The organism is Leuconostoc sp. LN180020 (genome assembly GCF_014844115.1).
Lineage (GTDB): Bacteria > Bacillota > Bacilli > Lactobacillales > Lactobacillaceae > Leuconostoc > Leuconostoc citreum.
Genome location: NZ_CP039736.1, coordinates 1,597,822 through 1,623,503, shown reverse-complemented (window position 1 = coordinate 1,623,503; position 25,682 = coordinate 1,597,822). Strand labels below are relative to the sequence as shown.

Below are 25,682 nucleotides of genomic sequence, written 5' to 3'. Positions count from 1 at the left end.
TACGTGTACCAGAAAATGTGAATTAACAGTGCAAACGCATCGATAATTTTGTTAAAAACTTCGTTTTCTTGGAGAGATTAGAGACACAAAGGATAGGAAAAGAATGAAAATAAGATATATTTTGTTGACTAGTTTAGTCACCATTTTAGTAGTAGGTGGCGGATTAGTTTATATTGGCCATGATAAATCAGGCAAAAGTGTCACGGGGACGACGACCCAAAAAAAGTCTCATGCAATATCTTCAACACAAAACGTAAGAGATTCAAGCTCAAAAGTTGATACAATCACTGCTAGTGGAACTGATTACCAAATTTCTATGGCAAATGGTCTAGGTGGTGCCTTTGCTAAACCGGTATCTATAACAAAGATTACTAACGAAAAAACAGCGCTAGATATTATTGCGTCTATTCCTAACTTAAATAATTTTCGGTTGAAAACAATAGTTGCTAATAATGACATGTGGGTTGCTAAAATAAACGTTCAAGGAAATGAGTATGCTATTTTTTTGTCTCATTACACTGGTACGAGAGGACTTATCTCATTAACTGATAGTGATAATAAAAAAAATCAGTATGTTTTCAAAATTCCAGAAACTCTTTATGCCCCTTATCGTAGTGCTGATAAAGAAAGTCAAGATGCTTTTTCTCAGTCAATAGCAGCTACTGCAAAGTCGGACAATGAACTTACTGAAAATGAAGTAGTGAAACTCGCTAATAAATACGTAAATGATTCTGAAAGCACAAATATTAATCGTTTTAAATTCAAAGCTAAAAACGGTGATAGCTATAACCTCATGACTGATATTAAAAAGGGCAGTAATGGCTCGCCGGATGTTGCAACATATGCAACAGTGCAGCTGACTGATAATAATAATGTTCATATTACTGCCGGTGTGTGGACTTCAACCATGTCATCGCATGCCCCGTTTTATGATAAAATCGTTCCGAGATAAGTTTAAATTGTCAGTGGTTAATATGTCTAACAAAAAAAGCACATCTAACTAATGTGCCTTTTTGTTAGAAACTTACTTATGAGATAGCTCATCGAGTTTACTAGCCAGATTATCCAAAATATTATTGATGTCTGCCTGAGCTTCCTTTATCAGCATCTTCAAATCAGTATCTTTTGTTTCTATTTGTTTCTCTATCATTTTTTCGAACTTGAAATTATTTCGCTTGATAAAGGTAGATTGATAGTCTGTGTTTATCACAATGTATGCGGATTTAAGTATTTCTCTTATAACAACTCCCATTGTGACATATTGTGCTTCTAGTGCTACTGGTAATTGATTTTTTATATCAATTATAAATTGATGTGTCTCTGGGTTAATGTTTACTTTTATGAGATTACTATTTTCCGGTAAATCTAAGTTAGCCGTTTTAATATCAGGAATAGGGGTATTGTGAATAGCATTCCAAACTTCATCAAAATCGTGTTTTTTAGTCCATCCTGAAATAAGATATGCGCGGTTTAAAACATCACCTTTACTAACGAACCCACCAGACTCTTGCTCAAAGTACTGACGCAGATATTCAAGTAATGCAGCTGTTTGTAATGAAATTCTTGCTTGGTATATCATATAAATTATTTACTTTCTAAATTTAGTAGTTATATATTCATGATAACACATGTATATAAAAAAATTTTTAAAGTAAACAAGTGGCAACATTGTTTAATAATATAACTTTATACCTAGTTATTATTTTGCCCTGAGCACGGCGATAAATTTTAGAAACTGATATAGCGCAAAGTCTCTGAAATAACCAGACAATGTGTTTTATTCAATTTTAAAAATATTATTATAGATCGCCTTTACTGCACTATCTGCAAGGTCTGGTTGAATACCTAACATAATTGAAATTTCACTTGCCCCTTGATTGACCATTTGCAGACTAATGCCATTTTCTTTTAATGGTGTGACAATTTCTGTTAACGCACCAATACGGTTTCGCATACCTTCGCCAACAATCATGATAATGCCATAACTGGGCAACCATTTCAGCGTGTCTGGCTTGATGTCTGCAGCAATATCAGCCAGCATGGCATCGACTTTATCTTGAGAAAGATTTGTTTTGTCAAAAATAATGGTTAAATCATCAATTCCTGACGGCATATGCTCGTAGGAAATGTTATGACGCTTTAAAATTTCTAGAATACGAAGCGTGAAGCCAACTTCCTTGTTTAGTAAGTAACGATGTAAGTATAATGCAGCAAATCGGTTAGAGTTGGCAATACCAGTTACAGGTCGTGTTTCTTGGACTTCAGTTGGTGGCACAATAAATGTTCCGGGCGCATCAGGATCGTTTGTATTTTTAATATTAATACGAATACCACCTTGGATAGCAGGAATAATCGCTTCATCGTGAAATACAGCAAAGCCAGCATAAGATAATTCACGCATTTCATCGTATGTCATCTGGTGAATAGCAGCAGGATGAGTAATAATATTTGGGTTAACAGCATAAATTGCACTAACGTCTGTGAAGTTTTCATATAGATCAGCACTTAAAGCGCGTGCCATAATGGCGCCAGTGATGTCAGAACCACCTCGTGAGAAAGTTGCCATATCACCATTATTTGTATAGCCAAAGAATCCTGGGATAATGAGTCTTTCACTGGTGGAAAGATCTAATTTGGCAATTGTTTCATAAGATTGTGTATTGAAAGTTGCAGAACGTGCATTATCATCAACTAATAGACCAATTTCCTTTGGGTCAATGAAACGGGCGGGTAAGCCCAAGTAAGTAAAAACTTTAGCAATTAACTGCGCATTGAGGTATTCACCATGTGCAGCAAAAGCAGCAAATAAATAATCAAACGAACGATAATGCTTTTTAGCCAAATGATCAATTTGTTGGTCAATATCTGTCAATGATTCCTGTGGTAGACCAAAATGATAAGCAATATCATGATAGCGTTGTTTGATGTCTGAAATAATTGTCTCTGTATTTTGATCGTTGATTGTGGCCTCAGCATATTTAATGAGCAGGTCAGTAACTTTAATATCATCTGTAAAACGTTTACCCGGCGCAGAGACAACAATTATTTTACGGTTGCTATCCGCATTAACAATATTAAAAACACGCTGTAACTGGTGTCCATCAGCTAGTGATGAACCACCAAACTTTGAAACCTTCATGTGATTATTCTTCTTTCGTAATAGTTAAGCCGGAACGATTTAAATGGCACTGTATAATCCTTCCAGACGTTGTAAGATGGGTTAAGGCTGGGAGTAAAATTTTGGCCTCATTTTCGGGTGCCATCGTGATAACGGTTGGCCCAGCCCCAGATAAATAAGTTCCTAGTACATCATGCTGATGTGCAATGTGACGAATTTCTAATAAATGAGGAACGAGATGATGACGTTGTTGTTCATGAAACTGATCTTTTTCAATCAATTGTTTTGCAGTTTGCCAGTCATCATTGGCTAGTGCCGCAATCAGTGTGTTACTAATGGCACTACCAGCAATGCTCTTTTTAAAAGGGAAGTCATCAGGTAAAGCATTTCTGGCTTCAGCCGTTTTTAATTCATAATCTGGAATAAATACCGTAAAGATGATGTTTTCAGGTATGTGGAAACTGCTGTTATAGACCTGATGACCGTCATAATAAGCTGAAATGGCGCCACCAAGCAAAGCAGGCGCCACATTGTCAGGATGGCCCTCTAACATTGTAGCTTGCTTGAGTATTTCTTTTGGGGATAAATTAAGATCGGCAAGTATGTTAGCCATAGTTAAACCAGCTAATAAAGCAGCCGATGAAGAACCAAGACCTCTAGCCAAGGGAATATCTGACTTCACCACAAGACGATGTGGTTGCATGTTGCTAGTTAATGTTAGCGCTGCTTGCACAATAAAATGGGTGATATCATGTGGTAAATCTGGCTCTTCATGAATGACTTGCCAGGTTGTTGTTGCCTCATGTATTTCAAGGGTGAGAAAAAGATCTAGCGCAAGACCCAACGAATCAAAACCAGGACCAATATTGGCGCTAGTAGCTGGTACTTTAATTTTTATCATGAGAAAATTTTATACTCCGCTGCTAGGTTAATACCATCCGCATTGCGTATTGTCGTTTGAATGACATTAAGTTGTGCATCGCTTGCTGGATGAGTGAGTGCAACTAATCGCGCTGTGCCGTTAGCTGCTGGTGTTTGTTTTAAATCAGAAAAACTAATCTTTGCTGCCGCAAACATGCCCGTTACTGAATACATAGCACCGGGTGTATCATCGACTTCAATTACAATGAATCGTCTTGATAGGCGTTGAGAGGGTTTGGCGATATCTAAGTTTTGATTAAATGAATTGAATGGTCTGCCTGGTGTGTTTAAAGCAATATCCGTGGCAATGTTGGTTAAGTCACTCAGAACAGAGTTGGCGGTTGGTAGTTCACCGGCACCGGGACCATACAACATGATTTCTCCAACAGATTCACCATTAACAAGGACAGCGTTATTCTCATTATGAACTGTTGCCAGAGGATGTGTGAAAGGAACTAAATAGGGTGATACATCAATGCTAATAGCATTAGCATCTTGACCAACACGTTGTGCAACACCTAGCAATTTAACAGCATAACCAAAAGCATTAGCGTCTTCAATATCGGCATCGGTAAGGTGTGTGATGCCGTTGATAGTGAGATCGTCCAAAGCTGGCTGAACACCGAAAGCAAAATTAGATAGAATGATCAGTTTATAGGCAGCGTCAAATCCTGCCACGTCATTGGTGGGATCAGCTTCAGCAAAGCCCTTTTTTTGTGCTAACTGTAAAGCATTTGCATATGATAATTTGTTGGTTGTCATTTGTGTCAATATAAAATTGCTCGTCCCATTGATAATACCGGCAACACGAGAAATTTCATCAGCTGTAAAACTATTGGCGAGGGTTCTGAGAATTGGAATACCACCGGCAACTGCTGCTTCAAAAAATAAATCCACGCCATTAGCTTCAGCAATAGCAACTAGCTCTTGTCCACGACTGGCGATAAGGTCTTTATTAGCGGTCACAACATGCTTTTTAGCAGTGAGGGAATCTTTAATAATTTTATAAGCCTGATCTAATGTCCCCATGACCTCAACTACAATTTGAATTTCCGGATTGTTTAAAATATCTTTGGCATCATTTGTAATGGGGAAATTGTTAATAAATCCAGTGCGCTTTTTCTCTAAATTATTAACAACAGCATGCTTAACAAGCAGATGAGTGCCAGTACGTTTCGCTATTTGATCAGCGTTATCTTGTAGTATTTTTACGACACCACTGCCCACGGTGCCTAATCCAAAAAGCCCAATTCCAATATCCATAGTTAATTCCTTTTCGTGTTATTCTTAATAATACTATCATTTTTCTTCATAATTTTGAAGTTTTTTGTTATAATTTAGTCAATAATGCAAAAGGAACCAAGATAAGATGAACTATATTTCTACGCGTGGTCAAGCACCAGCGGTGACAGCTAGCCAAGCTATAATCAATGGCATAGCACCTGACGGCGGACTATATGTACCAGAAAGTTGGCCAAATATTGAATTGGATTGGACGCAACTGCAAAAACAAACTTATGCTGATATCGCAACATTAATCTTTGACGGTTTCTTTGATGACTTTAGTGTTAATGAAATTGATTGTGTGATAGACAAAGCTTATGGTAAACAGTGGACGACTGAGGACATTGTGTCATATCATCAAGCCGATGATTTGTTTTATATTGAATTATTTCATGGCCCAACATTAGCTTTTAAAGATGTTGCATTACAAGCTTTGCCACATTTGATGACAACGGCTGCCAAAAAGCAAGGTCTTGATGATGGCATTGTCATTTTAACTGCAACTTCTGGTGATACCGGAACAGCTGCTATGAGTGGTTTTGGAGATGTACAACATACTGATATTGTTGTATTTTATCCAGAGGTTGGTGTTAGTGACATTCAAAGACGACAAATGCAAACCGAGCCAGCGCACAATGCTCACGTAACGGCTATTAGTGGTAATTTTGACGATGCGCAGAAAGCTGTTAAATCATTATTGTCAGACCAATCGTTAGCAGCCGATTTAGCCGACAAGCATTTGCGATTCTCTTCGGCAAATTCCATTAATATCGGGCGGTTAGTGCCACAAATTGTTTATTATATTCATGCCTATGCGCAATTAGTTAAACAACATCAAATTGCAAGTGGTGAGGCCATTAATATCGTTGTACCTACCGGTAATTTTGGTAATATGTTGGCGGCATACTATGCTAGTCAGATTGGCTTGCCTGTTGCACAATTTGTTGTGGCTTCAAATGAAAATAATGTTTTAACAGACTTCTTTAACACTGGCACATATGATCGACAACGCACATTTAAAGTAACCAACGCCCCTGCAATGGACATCTTAGTTTCCAGTAACTTAGAGCGTTTATTATACTTTGCGTCTGGTCGTAATACTGAGGAAGTAAGAGAATATATGAATGCCTTAGATGAACAAGGGCATTACACTTTAAAGCCGTCAACACAGGCCAACTTATCACAGTTTAAAGCCGCGAGTGCTTCACAAACAGCAGTTTTGAAGACAATTAAACGTGTGTTTGAAGAGGGAAATTATGTAATTGATCCACACACAGCTGTTGGGCAATATGTTTATAACCAACTTGACATATCTGGGACAACTATCTTAGCTGCTACTGCTAGTCCGTTTAAATTCGCTGATACGGTACTCAATGCGCTAGGTGAAACACCCCTGAATGAATATGATGGCCTAAAGCAACTCGCTGACAAAAGCAATGTCGCCATACCGGAACAAATTCAGTTACTTTTTCAGCGACCAGTGATTCATACGCAAACTATCGCACCAAATCAAATGACAACAGTTTTAAGGCATCAAATCTTTTAATGACGAACATTTCTAGATAAAAAAACCAATAATTCGTTTTTACACGTATAATTAAAAGTGAAAAAAGTCAAAAAACAAGTTATAATTAAGCTATTAATGAATTTAGGAGAACGTCATGTCATTTAAAGAACTAGACCCTGAGGTATGGAGTGCTATTCAACAAGAGGGTGCCCGTCAAAATCGTACAATCGAGTTAATTGCATCTGAAAATTTCGCGTCAAAGGGTGTTCGTGCAGCCCAAGGATCAGTATTGACGAACAAGTATGCTGAGGGATATCCTTACAAACGTTATTATGGCGGAACGGAATATGTTGATGTTGTCGAGCAATTGGCTATTGATCGTTTGAAGGCACTTTTTGGTGCTGAATATGCCAACGTTCAACCACATTCTGGTTCTCAGGCTAATGCAGCTGCATACATGGCATTTTTGCAGCCAGGCGATAAGATTTTAGGTATGGATCTTGATGCCGGTGGACATTTGACACATGGTGCTAAGGTATCGTTTTCAGGTAAAATGTATCAATCATATACTTACGGTCTAGATGCAGAAAGTGAACAGTTAGATTATGAAGCAATTGCTAAACAAGCTCGTGAAGTACAACCACAAATGATTGTTGCTGGTGCTTCTGCTTATTCACGTATCATTGATTTCAATAAATTCCGTGAAATAGCTGATGAAGTGGGTGCTTATTTGATGGTTGATATGGCGCATATTGCTGGTTTAGTGGCCGCTGGGTTACATCCAAATCCAGTTGGTATTGCTGATGTAGTCACTTCCACAACACATAAAACATTACGTGGACCACGTGGTGGTGTGATTTTGTCGCAAGAAAAATATGCGAAAAAAATTAATTCTGCCATTTTCCCAGGTTCTCAGGGTGGCCCATTAGAGCATGTCATTGCAGGAAAGGCTATTGCATTTGGCGAAGCATTGCAGCCTGAATTTAAAGCGTATGCGGCACAAATTATTAAAAATGCACAAGCCATGGCTGAAGTTTTCACAGCAACCGAAGATATTCGTGTTGTTGCTGGCGGTACAGACAACCATTTGTTTAACTTAGATTTGACAAAAACTGGTTTGAATGGCAAACAGACACAAGAACTCTTAGACAGTGTTTCGATTACAACAAATAAAGAGGCACTTCCCAATGAAACATTGAGTCCATTCATCACTTCAGGTATTCGTATTGGGACACCAGCGATTACGACACGGGGATTCAATGAAGCGGATGCACGCCACGTGGCAGAACTTATTGTGACAGCTATTCATCATTATGATGATGCAAAAGTGCTGAAAGACGTTAAAAAAGAAGCTGAAATTTTAGCTATGACACATTTATTTGAATAATATAATCAGCTGGGTTACCAGCTTTTTTATATTGGAGATTAGTCATGTTAGATAAAAAAAAATTACGAATACAGCAAAAAGAACGCTTAGTTGAATTTGTTGGGGTACCTAGACAAACCGAAGAGAACAACTTACGCCGTCAATTATTTCATTCATCACAATGGCAACAAGCACAAGTTATTGCTGTCGTATTAAGTACAGCTTTTGAACTAGATACGCAACCTATCATTCAAAAAGCATGGGATGAACATAAAATGGTGGTGGTACCAAAAATCATGGATCATCAAATGCAATTTATTGCTATTAACGCTGATTCAATGTATACTCGTGCAGCATTTGATATTAAAGAGCCGACAAGTAATCATACTTTTAATGCAGCGGCCATTGATTTGGTTATTGTACCCGGATTAGCATATACTATATCGGGTCAGCGCTTAGGGTTTGGCGCGGGGTATTATGATCGCTTTTTAGCTCAGTATACTAGCAATAGTGTGGCATTGGCTTTAAGTGTACAAATGTTAGCAGTATTACCAGTTGAGCAGCATGATCAAAAAGTGGCACATATCATAACAGTATAAAAAGCACATGTAATCTGATAAGATCAGCATGTGCTTTTTTAGCATTTCATTCAACTAGAGGTAAAATATTAACAATTGCGATACGGTCGCTATCGTCATTTTTTAGGCGTTCGATAATTTCGTGATAGCGCTGTTCTGACAACGGCTCTTTTTTATCAAAAGTCAAAATTTTATTATCGATATGATTGCTTGTGCTAGGATATTGTTCAATGCGGTAGATGATGAGTAGTTTTTTATAAGCGAAAGGCTGTACGAGTAAACCTTCTAAATGTGTTTCCACCTTTTCGGTAGTTTGCGTATCAATTGTAGCTTTTAATTTTTGTTTTGCTTTGTTAAAAAGTGGCATTATTTTCTCTCCATGGTTTGTTTGAAATAAGATTGCAGACCTGCAGTTACAGCGTTAGCAATTTCTTTTTGATAGACTGCTGTACGAATATGTTTAAAATCAGAAGGATTATTAATGTACCCTAACTCTAAAAGCGTTGCAGGGCGAGTCACTTGATCTAGGACAACGTACTTAGCGGTATCACTTCCTCGGTTAGGTAGCGGGAGTTGGTTTAACGACTGATGAAGTGCTTCAGTGAGTTGCTTACCATTGTTATGATAATAGTATTGGGAAATTCCCGTGGCACTGGTTGCATTATTTTCATCCCCATCATGATCAAAATGAATAGATATTTGCGCGTCTGCTTGGTACTTTTCTGTTAGGCGTGGAATGTGTAGTAGGGGGATGATAACGTCTGAATCGCGTGTCATGAAGACGCGAGCGCCGGTCTGTTGAAGTTTGTCGCGAATTGCTCTGGCAGTGCTAAGTGTATATGTTTTTTCGAAATGCTTTCCGTCAGCTGAAGATGAGCCATTATCACCTGGCAAGCCATCATACCTTTTATCTGGATCACCACCATGCCCAGGATCAAGGACAATTGTTGCCTCGCTGATAGGGGTGGCAACACGCAATGTTTTCGCTTCAGCGACCCAACTTGCAACCCAACCAATTTTTTCATTGTCTGTACGACGCACTTTGTACCAGCCACGTACTTTCTCCATAATTAGTAAGTTGGTACCCTTTTTTAACGTTGCTGCTGATTGATATTGTATACCAGGACCAGTTCGCAATTGTACGTTCATTGGTCGCGTTGTGATACGGTCTTTGTTAGCAAGCGTGTATATTGATCCAAAAGTGGTTATTAAAACAAAAACCGTAATAATAACACCGATTAAATTGCTTAACAACCATTTTTTTATCATTTCTTACCTACTGAAAATACTTTTTAATGTATAAATATTGTAACATATTACTGTTATATCAACGTGTTCTTTATTTTCAAAAAATGTTACAATGTTTTTATGACATAATAGGGTGAACACTGTTATGAATACATTTAAAGGTTAAAAAGGTAGACACGATGTCAAAAGTCATGGCGGTTAACGCTGGTAGCTCATCATTGAAATTCCAATTGCTAGAAATGCCTGAGGAAACAGTATTGATGCAAGGAATTATCGAACGTATTGGTCAAGATAATGACGAAATTACAATTAAGTACGGTAAAGATATTGAACCAAAGCGTTTAATTGGTGCCGAAGAAGGTCATATTTCACTAACAAAAAATGGTGGTCAAAAATTTGAACATGAGATGGCAATTAAAAATCACGATCAGGCCATTGATGTCTTACTGCAGAAGTTAACAGATCTTGGTATTGTTAAGGATTTCAGTGAAATTACAGGGGTTGGACATCGTGTTGTTGCCGGTGGTGAGTGGTTTAATCACTCAGTTGTTGTCACAGAAGAAGTCTTGGCAAAAATTGATCGTTTAGCAGACTATGCACCGCTTCACAATCCAGCGAATGCGATGGGTATTCGTGCTTTCCAAAAGCTATTGCCAGATGCGCTCTCAGTTGCTGTTTTTGATACATCATTCCATCAAACAATGCCTGAAAAGAACTATCTTTATAGTATTCCTTACGAATATTATGCACGTTATGGCGCACGTAAGTATGGTGCTCATGGTACATCACATCGTTACGTTACAGAACGTGCTGCTGAAATGTTAAACATACCATTAGAACAGTTCAACGCGATTTCTTTCCATTTGGGTGCTGGAGCATCAATTACAGCAATCAAAAATGGTAAATCGTATGACACGTCTATGGGATTCACACCTTTAGCAGGTGTCACAATGGCAACGCGTTCGGGCGATGTTGATCCATCATTGGTTTATTATATTCAAGAACGTGAAGGATTATCTAACGAAGAGATGCTATCTGTTTTGAATAAAAAATCCGGCCTACTGGGTATCTCAACTATTTCAAGTGACATGCGTGATTTAGAAGATGTTCAAGACACAAATACGCATGCCAAGTTAGCATTAGATATGTTTTATGATCGTGTTATTCGTTACGCTGGACAATACTTTGCTGAACTGGGCCGTGTTGATGCGGTTATCTTCACAGCTGGTATCGGTGAAAACGATGCAGTAACACGTGCTAAGGTGTTAGAATCACTTGCTTTTGCTGGTGTGAAGCTCGACGCTGAAGCCAATAACGTTCGTGGTAAAGAAACTATTTTGACAACACAAGACTCATCTGTTGCTGGATTATTGATTCCAACTAACGAAGAGTTGATGATTGCACGTGATGTTGAAGCATTACGTTAACTAAAAAAAGCACGAGTCAATGCGCAGAGACATTTGGCTAGTGCTTTTTTGTTGGGCATATGAGAATGATTTGCCTAATCAAATAACGCTACCTTAAAGATAGATTTTTTTCATTAGTTTGCTATTATAGTTCAAAAATCAAGTATAATGGAAATATGAAACAATTTAGAGTAGAAAACTTAAAAAGTACATACGGCGAAAAAATTTTATTTGATGACATCTCGTTTTTAATCACCGAGGGTGATCGCGTTGGACTTATCGGCGTCAATGGTTCTGGCAAGACATCATTACTGAATGCTATTTCGGGTGTTCATCTTGCTGACGGTGGCACGATTACCACACAAAACGACTATACCATTGGCTATTTAACTCAAGACCCGAAATTAAACGATGATGCTTTAGTAATGGATGCCATTCTATCGGGAAGTCAACCTATTTTTAAAACAATTCGCGCTTATGAGTATGCTTTACAGCAGTTTAGCGCAAATCCCACGGATCCTAAAATTGCCCAAAAATTTGAAATTGCTCAGAATGAAATGGATACGGAGGATGCGTGGACAACAGAGGCGCATATCAAATCGATTTTAACGCAGCTACATATGCCAGAATTACAACATCGCGTACGCGAACTTTCTGGTGGTCAACGCAAGCGTGTTGGTTTAGCGCAAGTACTAATTGAAGCACCGGATTTATTGATTCTAGACGAGCCAACCAACCATCTTGATTTTGATTCTATCGCTTGGTTGGAAAAATTTTTGAGTGACTATAAAGGTGCAGTTCTGGTGGTGACGCATGATCGTTACTTTTTAGATGCTGTCACAAATCGTATTTTTGAATTATCTTTCGGTCAGTTATACGAATATAAAGGTAACTACCAAGATTACATGACCGGTAAAGCAGAGCGCGTTGCACAAAGTAAACTAGCTGAACATAAGCAACAACAGTTGTATAAGCGCGAATTAGCATGGATGAGAAAATCTGCCAGAGCACGAACAACAAAACAGACAGCCAGAGAAAATGCTTTTGCCGAGTTAGAATCACAAATGGGAAATTTACAGGTCGATGAAGATGTTGCTGTTAACCTTGGGCAACAGCGACTTGGTAAAAAAGTCATTGTCATTGAACATGCTGGTGTGACGTTTGGACAACAAGTTATTTTAAATGACTTTAGTCTGCGTGTGTCTTCTGGCGATCGCATTGGCATTACTGGTGCAAATGGTGCAGGAAAATCAACGCTTCTCAATGCTATCGCAGGGAAATTACCCTTAACCAGTGGCACAATAGAACTAGGAGATACCGTTAAGTTAGCCTATTATACTCAAGTCACAGAAGATATTCCTGAGGATAAGCGTGTGATTGCTTATCTTTCTGATGTTGCTAGTGCTGTAACAGACAAAGATGGCAACCAAATTAGTGTATCTGACTTATTAGAGCAGTTTTTATTTCCACCGTTTATGCACGGTACGTTAATTCGTAAGTTATCTGGTGGCGAGAAACGGCGGCTGTATTTGTTGAAACTACTTTTGCAACAGCCAAATGTTTTGTTACTTGATGAACCGACAAACGATTTAGATATTGGCACGTTAACCGTTTTAGAAGATTTTTTGTCACGTTTTTCTGGTGCTGTCATTACGGTTTCCCACGATCGTTATTTCTTGGATAAGGTAGCAACAAAACTATACATGTTCCAAGGTAATGGTAATATTGAGCAATATAATGGTTTATTTAGTGACTATTTAGATGAGCAATTATTACAGTCACCAGAAACTGATAAAATAGCGCCGAACGCCAAGCCTGTGATAACCAAAGCAACCAAGAAAAAATTGACTTATCAAGAAAAAAAAGAGTGGGCCACGATTGAAGATGAAATTACTGAAATCGAGTCAAGCATTCGAACCATTCCTGATAAAATGGCACAGTTTGGTACTGATTATGTTAAATTGGGCGAATTACAAAAAGAACAAGAGCAACTAGAAACACAGTTAGATGAAAAAATGACACGCTGGAGTTATTTGAGCGAGATTGTTGAGGGATAGGCAGATGATTAATCAATCATCTGCTTTTTTAGCGTTTTTAGATTGATTTCGTATTATTTGTGGAGGTAATCATGATGAATTTAAGAACACAATTATTAGCACTAACAATGACCGAAGGGATTGGTCTAGTCACCCGCACGCGCTTATTGCATTTTATAATTTCTGGTAATTTACCAACACAGTATCCTTGGTCATTAGAAACGATTACACGATTAGCTGAACCACAACAATGTATGCGCATTGCGCAATCTTATGATAAAGCGCTGGATAGGGCGTCGACTTTTCAATTACCTTATCTTAGTTATTTTGATGAAGCCTATCCTGAGGCATTACGCGAAATCCACCAGCCACCGTTGATATTGTTTTATGAAGGTAATTTAGATGCACTTAAATTACCAAGTTTATCTGTTGTTGGGACACGGCTAGCTACACCATACGGACTAGAAACGATTCGTCATTTATTACCAACGGTGATTTCCAAGGGTATATCAATTGTGTCAGGTCTAGCGCAAGGGATAGATGTTATGGCACACCAGATAACTTTTGCAGCGTGTGGTGTGCCTATTGGTGTCATTGGTACAGGATTAGATGTGGTATATCCTAATCGACATGCTGCCTTACAAAAACAAATAGCGAATTCAGGCTTATTGATTAGTGAGTATCCAGCCGGTAGCAAACCACTCAGGTCACATTTTCCCGAGCGTAATCGTATTATTGCTGGTTTATCATCTGCAACATTAGTCATTGAGGCTAAAAAACGTTCGGGTAGTCTAATTACAGCTAATTTAGCGTTACAAAATAATCGTGATGTTCTGGCGGTGCCTGGTAGTATTTTTTCAGAGACAGCGCAAGGCACCAACGAACTATTGAGCTTGGGTGCAAAACTCGTCGTTCAGCCGGAAGATATTTTAGAAAGTGTGCAATTACTTAATACAATCTGATATGCTATATACTAAGAAGTAAAAAATAAGGCATATACCAGATGGCAGAATCAGAAAAAAAGAAAACAACCACAACAAAAAAAACTAAAAAAACGACAACAAAAACAAGAAAAAAGAATCTTGTCATTGTGGAAAGTCCTTCGAAGGCAAAAACAATTGAGAAATATCTCGGAAGTACCTACAAAGTAATTGCTAGCCTAGGACACGTGAGAGATTTACCTAAATCAACATTAGGGGTTGATGTCGATAATAACTATGAACCAAAGTATATTAATATTCGTGGCAAAGGCGATATTATTAAAGGTTTGCGTCAAGCAGCTAAGGCAGCCAAAAATGTTTACCTAGCAAGTGACCCGGATCGTGAAGGCGAGGCAATTGCTTGGCATCTGCAGCATATACTACAACTCGACGATACGGCACCAAATCGTGTAGTATTCAACGAGATAACAAAAGATACTGTAAAAAATGCTTTTAAAACCCCACGTTTAATCAATCAAGATTTAGTAGACGCGCAGCAAGCACGTCGCATACTCGATCGGTTAGTGGGATACTCTATTTCGCCAATTCTTTGGAAAACAGTCAAGCGTGGGTTGTCAGCTGGACGAGTACAATCTGTTGCTCTCGGCCTTATTATTAAACGAGAAAAAGAAATTCAGTCTTTTGAACCGGAAGAGTATTGGACATTAGACGCTGTATTTAAAAAAGGACGCTCAAAAATTCAATCAGTTTTTTATGGTGTGGATGATAAGAAGCAGCAGCTACCAGATAATGATAGTGTTCAAGATGTTTTAAAGCGTCTTAATCGCAATGAGCCCTTTGAAATTGCAAAAGTTGAAGCGAAAGAACGGAAACGTAATCCGCAGCGTCCGTTTACAACTTCTACTTTACAACAGACAGCTAACACTCAGTTGAATTTTAGAACACGAAAAACAATGATGGCAGCACAACAGCTGTATGAAGGCATTAATCTTGGTAGGGGTGTTGGACAGACAGGACTCATTACCTACATGCGTACAGACTCAACGAGAATTTCTGAGATGGCGCGTCACGCCGCAACACAGTATATACATGAAACTTGGGGAGAAGAATACGCGCAGCATCAACTAGTTAAACAACCTAGTGCTGAAGGCATACAAGATGCCCATGAGGCAGTTCGACCAACAGATGTGACACGAACACCGGATAGTATCAAAGATAAATTAACCCCTGATCAGTTCAAACTATATAGTCTCATTTGGTCGCGATTTGTTGCAAGTCAAATGACCCCAGAAATTTTAGATACAATGGCCGTGACAATTACGCAAAACGGTGTCTTATTCCGAGCAAATGGTTCCAAAACGAAATTCCCGGGGTTTACTAAAGCTTATCCAGCCGCTAAAGAGAAAGATAATACATTACCTCATTTAGAAGAGGGCGATCAAGTTAAAATAGAACAAACCGATCCAGAACAACATTTTACCCAACCGCCTGCACGGTACTCCGAAGCTGCTTTAATTAAAGCTTTGGAAGAAAATGGTGTTGGTAGACCTTCGACTTATGCGCCAACTCTTGAAACGATTCAAAAGCGAAATTATGTACGATTAGACGCACGTAAATTTGTGCCTACTGAACTCGGTGAAATTGTGCAGACAATTGTTGAAGAAAGCTTCCCTGACGTGACCAATACACAGTTTACAGCTAGAATTGAGCATGAGTTAGACGAGGTCGAAGTTGGTGCAAAATATTGGGTTCCGGTCATTGATGAATTTTTCAAACCATTTTCAAAAGAAGTTGAAAAAGCTGAAACAACATTAGAAAAGATTATCATGCATGATGAGTTGGCTGGCATTGATTGTTCAGTTTGTGGAGCGCCTATGCTTGTAAAAATGGGGCGTTATGGCAAGTTCTATGCGTGTGCTCGTTTCCCAGATTGTCGCCACACGGAGACAATTGTTAAAGAAATTGGGCTTTTGTGCCCAAAATGTCACAAAGGACAAATTGTTGAGAGGAAAACCAAAAAACAACGTACTTTTTATGGTTGCTCAAGATACCCTGATTGCGACTTTGTTTCTTGGGAGAAACCAACAGATAAAACTCTACCAGATGGCACAACACCAAAAGAAAATAGTGAAAATCAAACAAAAACTACAGACTAAGATTAAGTTCTCACAATGTCAATACCATGACATTATGAGAACTTTTTTCTCTAGCATATATAGATTAAATAAAAATAACATTTTACTAAAATAGGATTGTTTTTTATGAAAATTAAGAGTAGAATATGATTTAGGTTATGGAAGCGCTTACATTTAAACCGTGAAACCTACATTTTAATTATGGAAAGTGAGAGGAATAAGGATGAACTACCTCATATTGGTAAGTCATGGTCAGTTTTCAGAGGGATTAAGAGATGCTTTGAGCATGTTCATTGGTGATGATATTGAGCAGGTTAGAGCTATTGGATTAAAATCGGGTGAAGATACGACGAACTTTGCAGTCGATTTAAATCATTACTCAGTGATATAGCGCCTGATGACGGCTTAATTGTTTTGGGTGATATCATAGGTGGCAGCCCATTAACGACAGTAACTGATATACTTAATCAGCAACAGCGTCTATCAGAGACGATAGTCTTGGGGGGGATGAACTTCCCCATGGCTTTGAATGCTGCCATTTTAAAGAACACGATGAGCGGGGACGACTTAGTATCAGCTGTATTGCATGAGGCGACCACAGCAGTGAAACAGTTTGAACTCATTGAAGCAGACGAAGATGAAGACGAAATTTGAAGGGAATTAATATTATGAGTATTTCATTTGTACGTATTGACGATAGAATTATTCACGGGCAAACTGTTACGCGTTGGGCCAAAGAATACCCCTGTGATGGACTGATTGCAGTCAACGATGCTGCGGCAACTAATCCAGTATTAAAAGATGCTTTCAAAAGTGCATCAGAAAAAAAGACCTTTGTCTGGACTTTAGCTCATTTTAAAGAAAAAGCGCAACAAGTACTTGACTCTGAGAGACAATATTTCTTAATTACCAAAACACCACAAGATATGAAAACTATTCTTGTTGATTATGGGTTTGTGCCTAGCGATATTAAAAAAGTAATTGTCGGGCCTGCTAATGATCGTCCTGAGGCTATTAAATTAGGAAACAACCAATCCATCACACCTGAGGAGGCACAGGCATTTGAAGCAATTCAAGCTAAAGGCTATCAGGTTAAACTGCAACTCTTACCTGATGTTTCGATTGGCTACTGGAATGACTTCAAAAGTAAATTTAATCTGTAATTCAGGTAAATGAGAGGTTGAGAATATGACGATTAGTTGGTTACAAGCAAGTATCTTAGGTATATTTGCCAGTTTGTCATCCATGCCTGGTATGGCCGGGTCGACAATTGGTAATTACACTTTGGGACGACCATTAGTGGGTGGTTTAGTCTGTGGGTTAATCTTAGGCGACTTAAAAATGGGTATTGCTGCAGGTGTCGCCATGCAGTTGGTCTATATTGCCTTGGTTACACCAGGTGGTACAGTGTCGGCTGATGTGCGTGCGGTTTCATATATTGGTATTCCATTAGCAATGGTAGCCATTCACTCACAGGGGTTAGCAGCAACATCAGCAAACGCAGCCGATTTAGCCAAGTCAATGGGTACTTTGGTTGGTACTGTTGGTACAGTCCTTTTCTATGGTACAGCAACAATGAACCTTGTGTGGCAACACATGGGTTGGCGAGCTGTTGAAAGAGGTGAATTCAGAAAATTGTATGCCGTTGATTGGGGCTATCCTTGGATTTCACATCTTATATTTTCTTTTATCCCAACAGTTTTAATGACACATTTCGGTTCTAGCGCTGTCCAGGCACTAAAAACCGCGTTACCAATGGATGGGATACCAATGAAAACGTTGTTTACCGTTGGCGCTTTACTACCATGTGTGGGTATTGCAATTTTGCTTAAGCAGATAGTTGATGGTCCGGTTGATTTCATTCCGTTCTTTGTTGGATTCACTTTTGCGGCTTCCTTAAAATTGAACTTAGTATCTGTTACAGTGGTATCGTTAATTTTTGCTATGATTTCTTATAAGTTAGATATGGCGATTAATACAAATCGACAAGCCGCGCCAGCTAATACAGGTGGCACAGTTGATGATGAAGAAGATGAGGACATATAAAATGGAGAATACAGGTAAGAAAATTTCTCGTAAGACGTTGAATAAGTCTTTTCATCACTGGTTTTATGGTCATCTGACGGCATTTTCACAAGAGCATATGCAGACTTTTGGTTATTTAACATCAATGCTGCCTATTGTTGAAGAATTATATGATAATAAAGAAGATCAAGAAAAGGCAATGAAGACCTATACAGCCTTTTTCAACACTGAACCACAGTTAGGCTCAATTATTGTGGGGATTACCGCCAGCTTGGAAGAAGCACGAGCAAATGATGGGCATGTTGATGATGCAACGATTAATGGCTTGCGCGCTGGTTTGATGGGTCCGATTGCTGGTATTGGTGATTCGCTAGTTGTTGGCACGCTAATTCCAGTTATTCTAGGTATTGCTTTAGGTATGTCAGATGGTGGTTCACCACTTGGTGCCATTTTCTATATTATTGTATGGAATTTGCTTGGTTACTTTGGTATGCGTTTTGCCTACTTTAAAGGTTATGAATTAGGCGATAAAGCGGTTGGTATTTTAGTTGGCGCCCAGGGAAAAGCGATTCGTAAGGCCATCGCCACTGTTGGTGGTATGGTTGTCGGCGGTGTTGCTGCAACCTGGGTGACTGTAAAAACATCATTTACTTTGCGAAATGGTTCAGGAAAAGCATACTTGGTGCTACAGGATAAGCTTGATTCAGTTTATCCAGGATTATTAACAGCCGCTTTTATTGTTTTATGCTGGTGGCTTATGGCAAAAAAGAATATTTCGCCTATCAAAGTCATGTTAATTTTGGTTGTAGTAGCGTTGATTGGTGTACTAACTGGCTTCTTTAACCCAGGACTCAAGTATTAAAGGAAGGGAGATAACCAATGGTTCATAATTTACAAGCTATTGACAAAGGATATAAAAATGAAATTATCTTTCAACGGCAGATGATTCGTAATTTGCAACGTTGGCAGTCTTTTCTATCCATGATTGTGGGTGTTGGTATTGTATTAACCTATCTATTTAGGCAACATCATTTATGGTTGTTCGTTGCAGGTATTACATGTGCAACTGTTGGTTTACTTCTGATTCTTGCAGTTGGGTATGCTATATATCATGGCAAAAAAAATCTTGACAAGGTCATTGACCAGTATGCCAAGATAAATCAAGTAGTCAGTAAATAACTTGAAATTGTTTGACATCTTGTTTTTACAGCCAGCACCAGTTTATATTGGTGTTGGCTGTTGAGCAAGATGTTTTTTATCGGTAATCAAGTCAGGTTTTGCCATTCTTTTTTTAGAATGGCATATTGTTGTGTATTCTCGTATTTATCGGTACCATCAGGGTTTTTTACAAAAGAGATAAACTCGATAAATGTGCCTTCCTGTCGCATACCAAGGCGTTTGCAAAGATTCTGAGAAGGGATATTATCTTCTTCAACGTAAGCATATATTCGTCGCGCGCTTTTGTCATTAAAGAGATAATTTAGTAAAGCATCTGCTGCCTCTGTTGCATAACCTTGACCACTATATGTCGGGTTAAAATGCCAGCCAACACTATAAGTATCTTGGCCCTCATCATCTTCTTGATGAGCAAATAGGTGGCCAATCAAGTGATTATTATCCTTCGTGGCAACAGCAAATTGCAGTTCATCTTTCATTCGTACTTTGATGTCAGCTTGTGCTTCGGCGAGTGTATGGATACGTTCATCAGCAAAACAATTGACGCTGGGTTGGGACATATAAGCTAATAGGTCTGGTGCATCTTTATCCGAAAAAGGTCTAATGATTAAACGCTCAGTTTGAATGTTTGACATATTTAACTCCTATTGTTAATTAGTTGTGATACTTTAATCAAAACATAGCGTGAAAGATTTTGTCAATTAATATGCTGTATAAGTTAAACCTACTGAGTTGTTTATTGTTTTGATAGTTGCTATATATTAGAAATAGCAGTGAGCGTGATGTTTTAATCGAGCATGAATTTATTTCAACTCAAACGGAAATAGTCTCCCGACATGCATGTAGATTATTCTGTAATATAATCTTCAGATAACAAGGAGGCAATACATCATGGCAATTTTAAATGCATCAAAACGTCATCAACCAAATACTGGTCTCAAAATGACTGATTTATTTGCGCAAGCCAATCAAGCAAACAATATTTCATTTGGCATGGGGCTGCCAGACGAAACTGTTTTTCCTAGTGCAGCTTTACAAAAAGCTTTTACGCAAGCAATTGCGCAAGAAGGAGCAGATATATTTCAGTACCATAGCACGCAAGGCCCGGCATCGTTACGCCAAAAAATTGCGGCAATGACAAAAACATACTTTGGTTTGACTGCCAGTGCCGAGCAGGTGATATTGACTCAAGGCGGGCAACAAGCGATTGACATGGTTGGCAGAGCTTTTCTTGATAAAAATGATCATATTGTTGTTGAAGGGCCGACATACATGGGGGCTTTAGAAGCGTTTGATAGTTATGAGCCGACTTATCATGAGGTGCCAGTTAATGACGATGGGATGGACATTGCGCATCTTAAACAAATTTTGAGACAATTTCCGGATATCAAGTTTGTGTATACGGTACCAGATTTTCAAAATCCAACCGGTGTAACGATGAGCTTAGCGAAAAGAAAAGCTTTGCTAGCATTGGCTGAAGAATATGACTTTTATATCATTGAAGATAGTCCTTACCGCTATTTAAGATACACAGGTGATATGGTGCCATCAATTGCATCACTAGATACCAGTGGAAAAGTTATTTTAATTTCTAGTTTCTCAAAAATTTTATCACCAGCACTGCGTACAGGCTGGTTGATTGCTAATAAACAGTTAATCGCATTATTTTTAGATATCAAATCAGCTTTAGATGTTCAGCCATCTCAAATTAGTTTATTAGCGATTGATCAATTTTTAGCTGAAAACAATATTGATGAGCATATACGAGCAGTTAATGCGGTTTATAAAGATAAATGTGCAACAATGGTGCATTATCTTGAGACCTATTTACCAGCTCATGTGCAATTTACTAAACCTGAAGGGGGGTTCTTTCTTTGGCTTAGCTTACCTGAAGCACAAGATGCAGGTAAACTATTGCTGGGACCAGTTTTACAAGAAGCCAACGTTGTTTACGTACCATCCGAAATACAATATGCTTCACGTCAAATTAAAAATCAATTAAGATTAAATTTCACGTATCCATCGCATGATGATATTAAAGATGGCATTATGCGCTTAGCACAGGTATTAAAAAGCATCTAATAATAAAAACACACACTAATGCTGTTAGTGTGTTTTTATTATCAAGCGACATTAAGATAAGTTTTTATAGCTTGAACGAGTGCATCAACGGCTGGTGGAATTAGCGAATTTTTGCTCTGCACAAGAGATATTGTACGGTAAAAAGGCTCATCGAATGGAAAGACGCTGACATCTCCACTCAATTTTTGTAAGGCCAAATCTGGTAAAATACCAAACCCCAGACCGGCTTCGACCATTGAAACAATGGATTGATCGTCAATTGAAAAGTTAATTGTGTTAGGTTGGACGTCGTAATAATCTAGCGTTTCTTTTGTATCGCGGTCATAGTCAGCTTTCTGAAGGATGAAATGTAAGCCCTGTAAGTCAGCTTGTGTGATTGTTTGCCCGTTAAGTGGTTTAAAGTTAGAAGGGGTGACACACTTTATTTCATCTTTTAATAATTCTGTTACCTTAACATTATTTGTTACGGGTAGGAGTGTAAAGCCTAAATCTAACTCTTCATACTCAACAAGTTGGCTGATTTCAGAAAAATTACCCTGTGTTAGAGAAATATCAATATTAGGAAAATGGCCAGAATAGTTTCTGAGTATATCGGGGAGCCAATTGATACAAACACTACTAAAAGCGCCAATTTTAATGATGCCAGATTCGAGTCCCTGGATTGACTGGACGGCTTTTTCTAATTCTTTTTCTTCGGCAAGAATTTTCCGTAGTATAGGGTAAAGTTTTTGGCCATTTGAGGTTAATACCACATCTGAGCGATTACGAATAAAGATAGGAAAACCGTATTTTTTCTCGATTTGGTTGATTGCGTGACTAACAGCACTAGCAGTCACGTTTAAATGTTCAGATGCACGTTGAAAGGATTTTTCCTCGACAATTGACACGATAGTTTCATAAACAAAAGTATTCATTGTAAACCGCCTCCTAGCGTGTAAAAATATATGCTATCGTTATTTTTTAATGAAAATGAGTAATTTAATTATAATATAGTTGATGGTGGTTAGGGTATAAATTAATCATCACAATTTATCTTGTGATGAGTTACAACAAATTGTAGATAAATTAAAAGACTTGGCGTATACTCGAGTGCGTTAGTAATTTGACAAACTAATCGATTATGAGTGGGAGCAAACATGAAAAATATTGTCATTACTGGGGGTTCATCAGGGGTTGGATTTGCCATTGCAAAAGATTTGTCGCGTGACAATAAGGTGATTATTATTGGCAGAGATGAGACCAAATTAGTATCATCAGTCGCACATTTAGGGCCAAATGTCAGCAGTATATCAGCTGATTTGTCTAAGCGCGTAGGTATCGACAAGGCGGTTGAAAAGATAAATGCCACTTTTTCAAGCGTTGATGTGTTGATTCACAGTGCTGGTATAATGCCACAAACTGCTGATGAAAATATTAAAAATAATTTGTTATCACACTATGAACTTACCGTAGGCTTGAATGAGAGATTAAATAATGCCCGTGTGTTAATCGTCAGTGGCAATCCCAAAGCAATCAGTCTCGCACCAATATGCGAACTGCAAACAAATCAGTTAGCAAGGGCAGCTTGGGTTGTAACACATAAAACGTTATTAATGGTGCTGTTAGCGGATAGACTTGCGCATCAAAATACAACGGTTAATTCTTTTTTTCCTGGTGATGTCCGCAGCCAATTGATGCCATACACAAAAAATTTAGCAAAAAATGATGTGCCGTTTGCTCGCAATCTTGCGCTTTCTTCAGATTTTGATGGTGTCACAGGATATTTTTTTGATGATGTTGGGCACAATGTTGTGCTGAAGCCAACGAAATACCACTTATCAGTTGCTGTGAAAGTGCTGAAATCATATATCCAATCGATTTAGCATAATCACCAAATTTTTGAAAACATGACTGTTTTTGGGGGAGTCTTTTGAAGAAATACATACAATCCTACCTAGGATTACATCTTATCTTTTTAATTATCGCTATGATATTATTTTTGCCGTTGCTGTTAAATGGCGAGCTAGTAACTTGGCGTGATAGTCAATTTCACATTGCCCGTTTTCATGAGTTAATCATGGCACAGCAAAATGGCCATTTTTTCCCAGACATCATTAGATACTCAGGGACAAATAGTTGGGGTTATGGTTTAAATTTTTTTTATCCGACGTATTTGTTTTATCCGCTAATATTTTTATGGCGTCTAACAAAATTACCAGTGACCTCAATTTTGATTTTTGATATTATCGTAGTTTATTTTGCATTATGGTCTAATTTTGCGATTGTTTATAAAATAACCTCTAAAATAAAACTAGCATTCACATTTGCTTTGACATATGTGTTGACGGCTGCCATTGGTAACGCCATTTTAGATAATGTGGCTGTTGTTAGAATTGCGTATATGACGCAATATGCATCAAATATAGTGATTCTACTAGCACCGGTTGTTGTCCTAAGCTTCTATAACATTATTTTCCTTCATGATAATCGCACCTGGTTACGTGCAGCAATTTATAGTAGTTTTGCCGTGATGTTATCAATTCCAACAACATTGGGCATTGTCTTAACTGTTTTATGTATGGTCGTTGTGGCTTACTTCAAGAGGCAATTGTCTATTAATGACATGAATCAGTTATTACGATCAGTGTTGCTCACGTTAGGCCTGTCTGCTGCCTTTGTTTTTCCGTTTATCGAGCAAAGATTGGCTAATAATTGGGCGAATTTACCGAATAACCCTGATTTGTTTGGTGCGAACTTTAGTACCGTGTTGATGAGAATATTCAACCTATCTGATGTCTTGTCGCTCCTAATTATAGGTCTTACTGCGCTACTTATTTTCTACAAAAAATTTAATTATGTTTATAAAATATTGGGCTTATCTTATATCGTAGCCTTACTATTCCTGTATTCTAATCTATTTCCCTGGTATCTATTTAACCGTGAGCTGAGTGGCGCTCTTCAGATGACGTATCGTTGGCATTTTATGCCAGCGATTTTGGGTAGTCTATTTGTTGCTTTTGCTATAACAGACTTAATGAAAATCAAGCAAAAAATGCTGCCAATTGTGTCAGTCATGTTAATATACCTATCATTTAATGGCATGATGCTTAATACGGTTGCCAAAAATTGCCATGTTGATGGTTTTAATAATGCAACGAACCATATTGTTGCACCTAACAAGGATAATCTTAAAACCGATTCATTGTTTGGCGTGACTAATGATAATATTCAAGTGATGTTAGATAGACCATCTCTCGCCTTGGATGATTATCGTGCGCAAGGCCAAGAGCGTAACGCTAAAAGAATTTATTCAGATTCTCTTGTTCAGTTTGATAAGCAAATATTGCCTAATCGAACAATGGTCAAAGGCCAAGATTTTTATATTATTGGTGTACCGCGCAATACTAGAAGTGTTCAAACACCGATTACTTATCTTAAAGGATTTGCTGCTTTTGATACGCAAGGTAAACGACTAAAGGCATACAAAAATAAGGGTGGCTTTTTATCTGTTAATCCAAGTGGCGCAAAAACAATTCGTCTGACATATCATAAAACCTTAGTACATCAAATTAGTCTGATTATATTTATTAATACATGGCTTGCACTTGGCGGCTATTGGTTGATTTACTTTATTAAAGGCATGTTTTATACAAGTAGATTGAAACATTAATTATGACCATAATGTAACGTGCTAAGTTTGTACTTCGTATGATTTAAAAAGGGATTGCGATGATTATCAATCACAATTCCATGTTTAGTACAGGTTGCACACCATATTATGAAGTAGAATATTTTCATTTTTAAGGGTTATAAACCTTGATATGACAATGTTTCTAAACTACTTCATGATATGGTGTTTTTTTGTTCAATTTACTTTTGT

23 protein-coding genes and 1 pseudogene are annotated in these 25,682 nt (G+C 38.1%); 16 read left to right on the top strand and 8 right to left on the bottom strand.

Translation table 11 applies throughout. From position 1 onward, the window contains the following. The first annotated feature begins 103 nt into the window (after positions 1-103). Positions 104-952, top strand: coding sequence for a hypothetical protein (locus tag FAZ25_RS08310; protein WP_192269441.1), 849 nt, complete (start codon positions 104-106; stop codon positions 950-952). Between the two features lie 72 nt (positions 953-1,024). Here FAZ25_RS08310 and FAZ25_RS08305 read toward each other — a convergent pair whose 3' ends face one another. The 4 genes from FAZ25_RS08305 to FAZ25_RS08290 form a co-directional block, all read right to left on the bottom strand. Beyond that, positions 1,025-1,579 carry a hypothetical protein gene (locus FAZ25_RS08305; RefSeq protein WP_048801393.1) on the bottom strand — a complete coding sequence of 185 codons (555 nt, stop codon included), beginning with the start codon at positions 1,577-1,579 and terminating at the stop codon, positions 1,025-1,027. 198 nt (positions 1,580-1,777) lie between these two features. Continuing rightward, positions 1,778-3,139 (bottom strand): aspartate kinase, encoded by a 1,362-nt coding sequence (locus tag FAZ25_RS08300; RefSeq protein ID WP_004899787.1) that lies wholly within the window; start codon positions 3,137-3,139, stop codon positions 1,778-1,780. A gap of 4 nt (positions 3,140-3,143) precedes the next feature. Next, positions 3,144-4,019, bottom strand: a complete 876-nt coding sequence (thrB, locus tag FAZ25_RS08295; RefSeq protein WP_192269438.1) for a homoserine kinase — start codon at positions 4,017-4,019, stop codon at positions 3,144-3,146. Further along, a complete protein-coding gene (locus FAZ25_RS08290; protein ID WP_004899783.1) occupies positions 4,016-5,302 on the bottom strand; it encodes a homoserine dehydrogenase in 1,287 nt (428 codons plus the stop codon). Before FAZ25_RS08290 ends, thrB begins: the two co-directional genes overlap by 4 nt. A gap of 106 nt (positions 5,303-5,408) precedes the next feature. Between FAZ25_RS08290 and thrC the strand changes: the two genes are divergently transcribed. The 3 genes from thrC (at position 5,409) to FAZ25_RS08275 (ending at position 8,795) form a co-directional block, all read left to right on the top strand. Then, a complete protein-coding gene (thrC, locus tag FAZ25_RS08285) occupies positions 5,409-6,869 on the top strand; it encodes a threonine synthase (RefSeq protein WP_192269435.1) in 1,461 nt (486 codons plus the stop codon). Between the two features lie 115 nt (positions 6,870-6,984). After that, complete coding sequence (gene glyA, locus FAZ25_RS08280; RefSeq protein ID WP_004906989.1) at positions 6,985-8,217, top strand: serine hydroxymethyltransferase; 1,233 nt, start codon at positions 6,985-6,987, stop codon at positions 8,215-8,217. A gap of 44 nt (positions 8,218-8,261) precedes the next feature. After that, positions 8,262-8,795 carry a 5-formyltetrahydrofolate cyclo-ligase gene (locus tag FAZ25_RS08275; RefSeq protein ID WP_192269432.1) on the top strand — a complete coding sequence of 178 codons (534 nt, stop codon included), beginning with the start codon at positions 8,262-8,264 and terminating at the stop codon, positions 8,793-8,795. Between the two features lie 46 nt (positions 8,796-8,841). Here the strand turns inward: FAZ25_RS08275 and FAZ25_RS08270 are convergent, their stop codons facing one another. Beyond that, a complete protein-coding gene (locus tag FAZ25_RS08270) occupies positions 8,842-9,141 on the bottom strand; it encodes a hypothetical protein (RefSeq protein WP_012305119.1) in 300 nt (99 codons plus the stop codon). Continuing rightward, positions 9,141-10,043: an N-acetylmuramoyl-L-alanine amidase gene (locus FAZ25_RS08265; protein ID WP_004906982.1), complete on the bottom strand. Its 903-nt coding sequence runs from the start codon at positions 10,041-10,043 to the stop codon at positions 9,141-9,143. Before FAZ25_RS08265 ends, FAZ25_RS08270 begins: the two co-directional genes overlap by 1 nt. Before the next feature lie 158 nt (positions 10,044-10,201). On the opposite strand from FAZ25_RS08265, the gene FAZ25_RS08260 reads away from it, so the two are divergent. From FAZ25_RS08260 to FAZ25_RS08220, 9 genes and pseudogenes are all read left to right on the top strand, one after another. Beyond that, positions 10,202-11,449 (top strand): acetate/propionate family kinase, encoded by a 1,248-nt coding sequence (locus FAZ25_RS08260; protein ID WP_192269429.1) that lies wholly within the window; start codon positions 10,202-10,204, stop codon positions 11,447-11,449. 155 nt (positions 11,450-11,604) lie between these two features. Beyond that, complete coding sequence (locus FAZ25_RS08255; RefSeq protein ID WP_192269426.1) at positions 11,605-13,485, top strand: ABC-F family ATP-binding cassette domain-containing protein; 1,881 nt, start codon at positions 11,605-11,607, stop codon at positions 13,483-13,485. Positions 13,486-13,556: 71 nt separating this feature from the next. Next, positions 13,557-14,426 carry a DNA-processing protein DprA gene (dprA, locus tag FAZ25_RS08250; protein ID WP_004899762.1) on the top strand — a complete coding sequence of 290 codons (870 nt, stop codon included), beginning with the start codon at positions 13,557-13,559 and terminating at the stop codon, positions 14,424-14,426. Between the two features lie 41 nt (positions 14,427-14,467). Further along, the gene (topA, locus tag FAZ25_RS08245; protein WP_192269423.1) at positions 14,468-16,561 is read left to right on the top strand and encodes a type I DNA topoisomerase; all 2,094 of its coding nucleotides are present in this window, start codon (positions 14,468-14,470) and stop codon (positions 16,559-16,561) included. 202 nt (positions 16,562-16,763) lie between these two features. After that, positions 16,764-17,194 (top strand): annotated as a pseudogene (locus FAZ25_RS08240) (PTS sugar transporter subunit IIA). Between the two features lie 14 nt (positions 17,195-17,208). Further along, positions 17,209-17,703, top strand: coding sequence for a PTS sugar transporter subunit IIB (locus FAZ25_RS08235; RefSeq protein ID WP_036069274.1), 495 nt, complete (start codon positions 17,209-17,211; stop codon positions 17,701-17,703). A gap of 25 nt (positions 17,704-17,728) precedes the next feature. Continuing rightward, positions 17,729-18,586 (top strand): PTS sugar transporter subunit IIC, encoded by an 858-nt coding sequence (locus FAZ25_RS08230; RefSeq protein WP_004899753.1) that lies wholly within the window; start codon positions 17,729-17,731, stop codon positions 18,584-18,586. A gap of 1 nt (position 18,587) precedes the next feature. After that, complete coding sequence (locus FAZ25_RS08225) at positions 18,588-19,427, top strand: PTS system mannose/fructose/sorbose family transporter subunit IID (protein ID WP_004899750.1); 840 nt, start codon at positions 18,588-18,590, stop codon at positions 19,425-19,427. Positions 19,428-19,444: 17 nt separating this feature from the next. Continuing rightward, positions 19,445-19,744, top strand: coding sequence for a hypothetical protein (locus FAZ25_RS08220; protein WP_004899747.1), 300 nt, complete (start codon positions 19,445-19,447; stop codon positions 19,742-19,744). Positions 19,745-19,830: 86 nt separating this feature from the next. Here FAZ25_RS08220 and FAZ25_RS08215 read toward each other — a convergent pair whose 3' ends face one another. After that, a complete protein-coding gene (locus FAZ25_RS08215; RefSeq protein ID WP_004899745.1) occupies positions 19,831-20,376 on the bottom strand; it encodes a GNAT family N-acetyltransferase in 546 nt (181 codons plus the stop codon). A gap of 256 nt (positions 20,377-20,632) precedes the next feature. Here FAZ25_RS08215 and FAZ25_RS08210 point away from each other — a divergent pair, with 256 nt between their 5' ends. Next, positions 20,633-21,823 carry a PLP-dependent aminotransferase family protein gene (locus FAZ25_RS08210; RefSeq protein ID WP_048801398.1) on the top strand — a complete coding sequence of 397 codons (1,191 nt, stop codon included), beginning with the start codon at positions 20,633-20,635 and terminating at the stop codon, positions 21,821-21,823. A 41-nt stretch (positions 21,824-21,864) separates the two neighbouring features. On the opposite strand, the gene FAZ25_RS08205 is transcribed toward FAZ25_RS08210, so the two are convergent. Continuing rightward, positions 21,865-22,737: a LysR family transcriptional regulator gene (locus FAZ25_RS08205; protein WP_192269420.1), complete on the bottom strand. Its 873-nt coding sequence runs from the start codon at positions 22,735-22,737 to the stop codon at positions 21,865-21,867. Positions 22,738-22,959: 222 nt separating this feature from the next. Here FAZ25_RS08205 and FAZ25_RS08200 point away from each other — a divergent pair, with 222 nt between their 5' ends. Then, positions 22,960-23,685: an SDR family NAD(P)-dependent oxidoreductase gene (locus tag FAZ25_RS08200; RefSeq protein ID WP_004899740.1), complete on the top strand. Its 726-nt coding sequence runs from the start codon at positions 22,960-22,962 to the stop codon at positions 23,683-23,685. 47 nt (positions 23,686-23,732) lie between these two features. Beyond that, positions 23,733-25,472, top strand: coding sequence for an MFS transporter permease (locus FAZ25_RS08195; protein ID WP_243236213.1), 1,740 nt, complete (start codon positions 23,733-23,735; stop codon positions 25,470-25,472). Positions 25,473-25,682 lie beyond the last annotated feature (210 nt).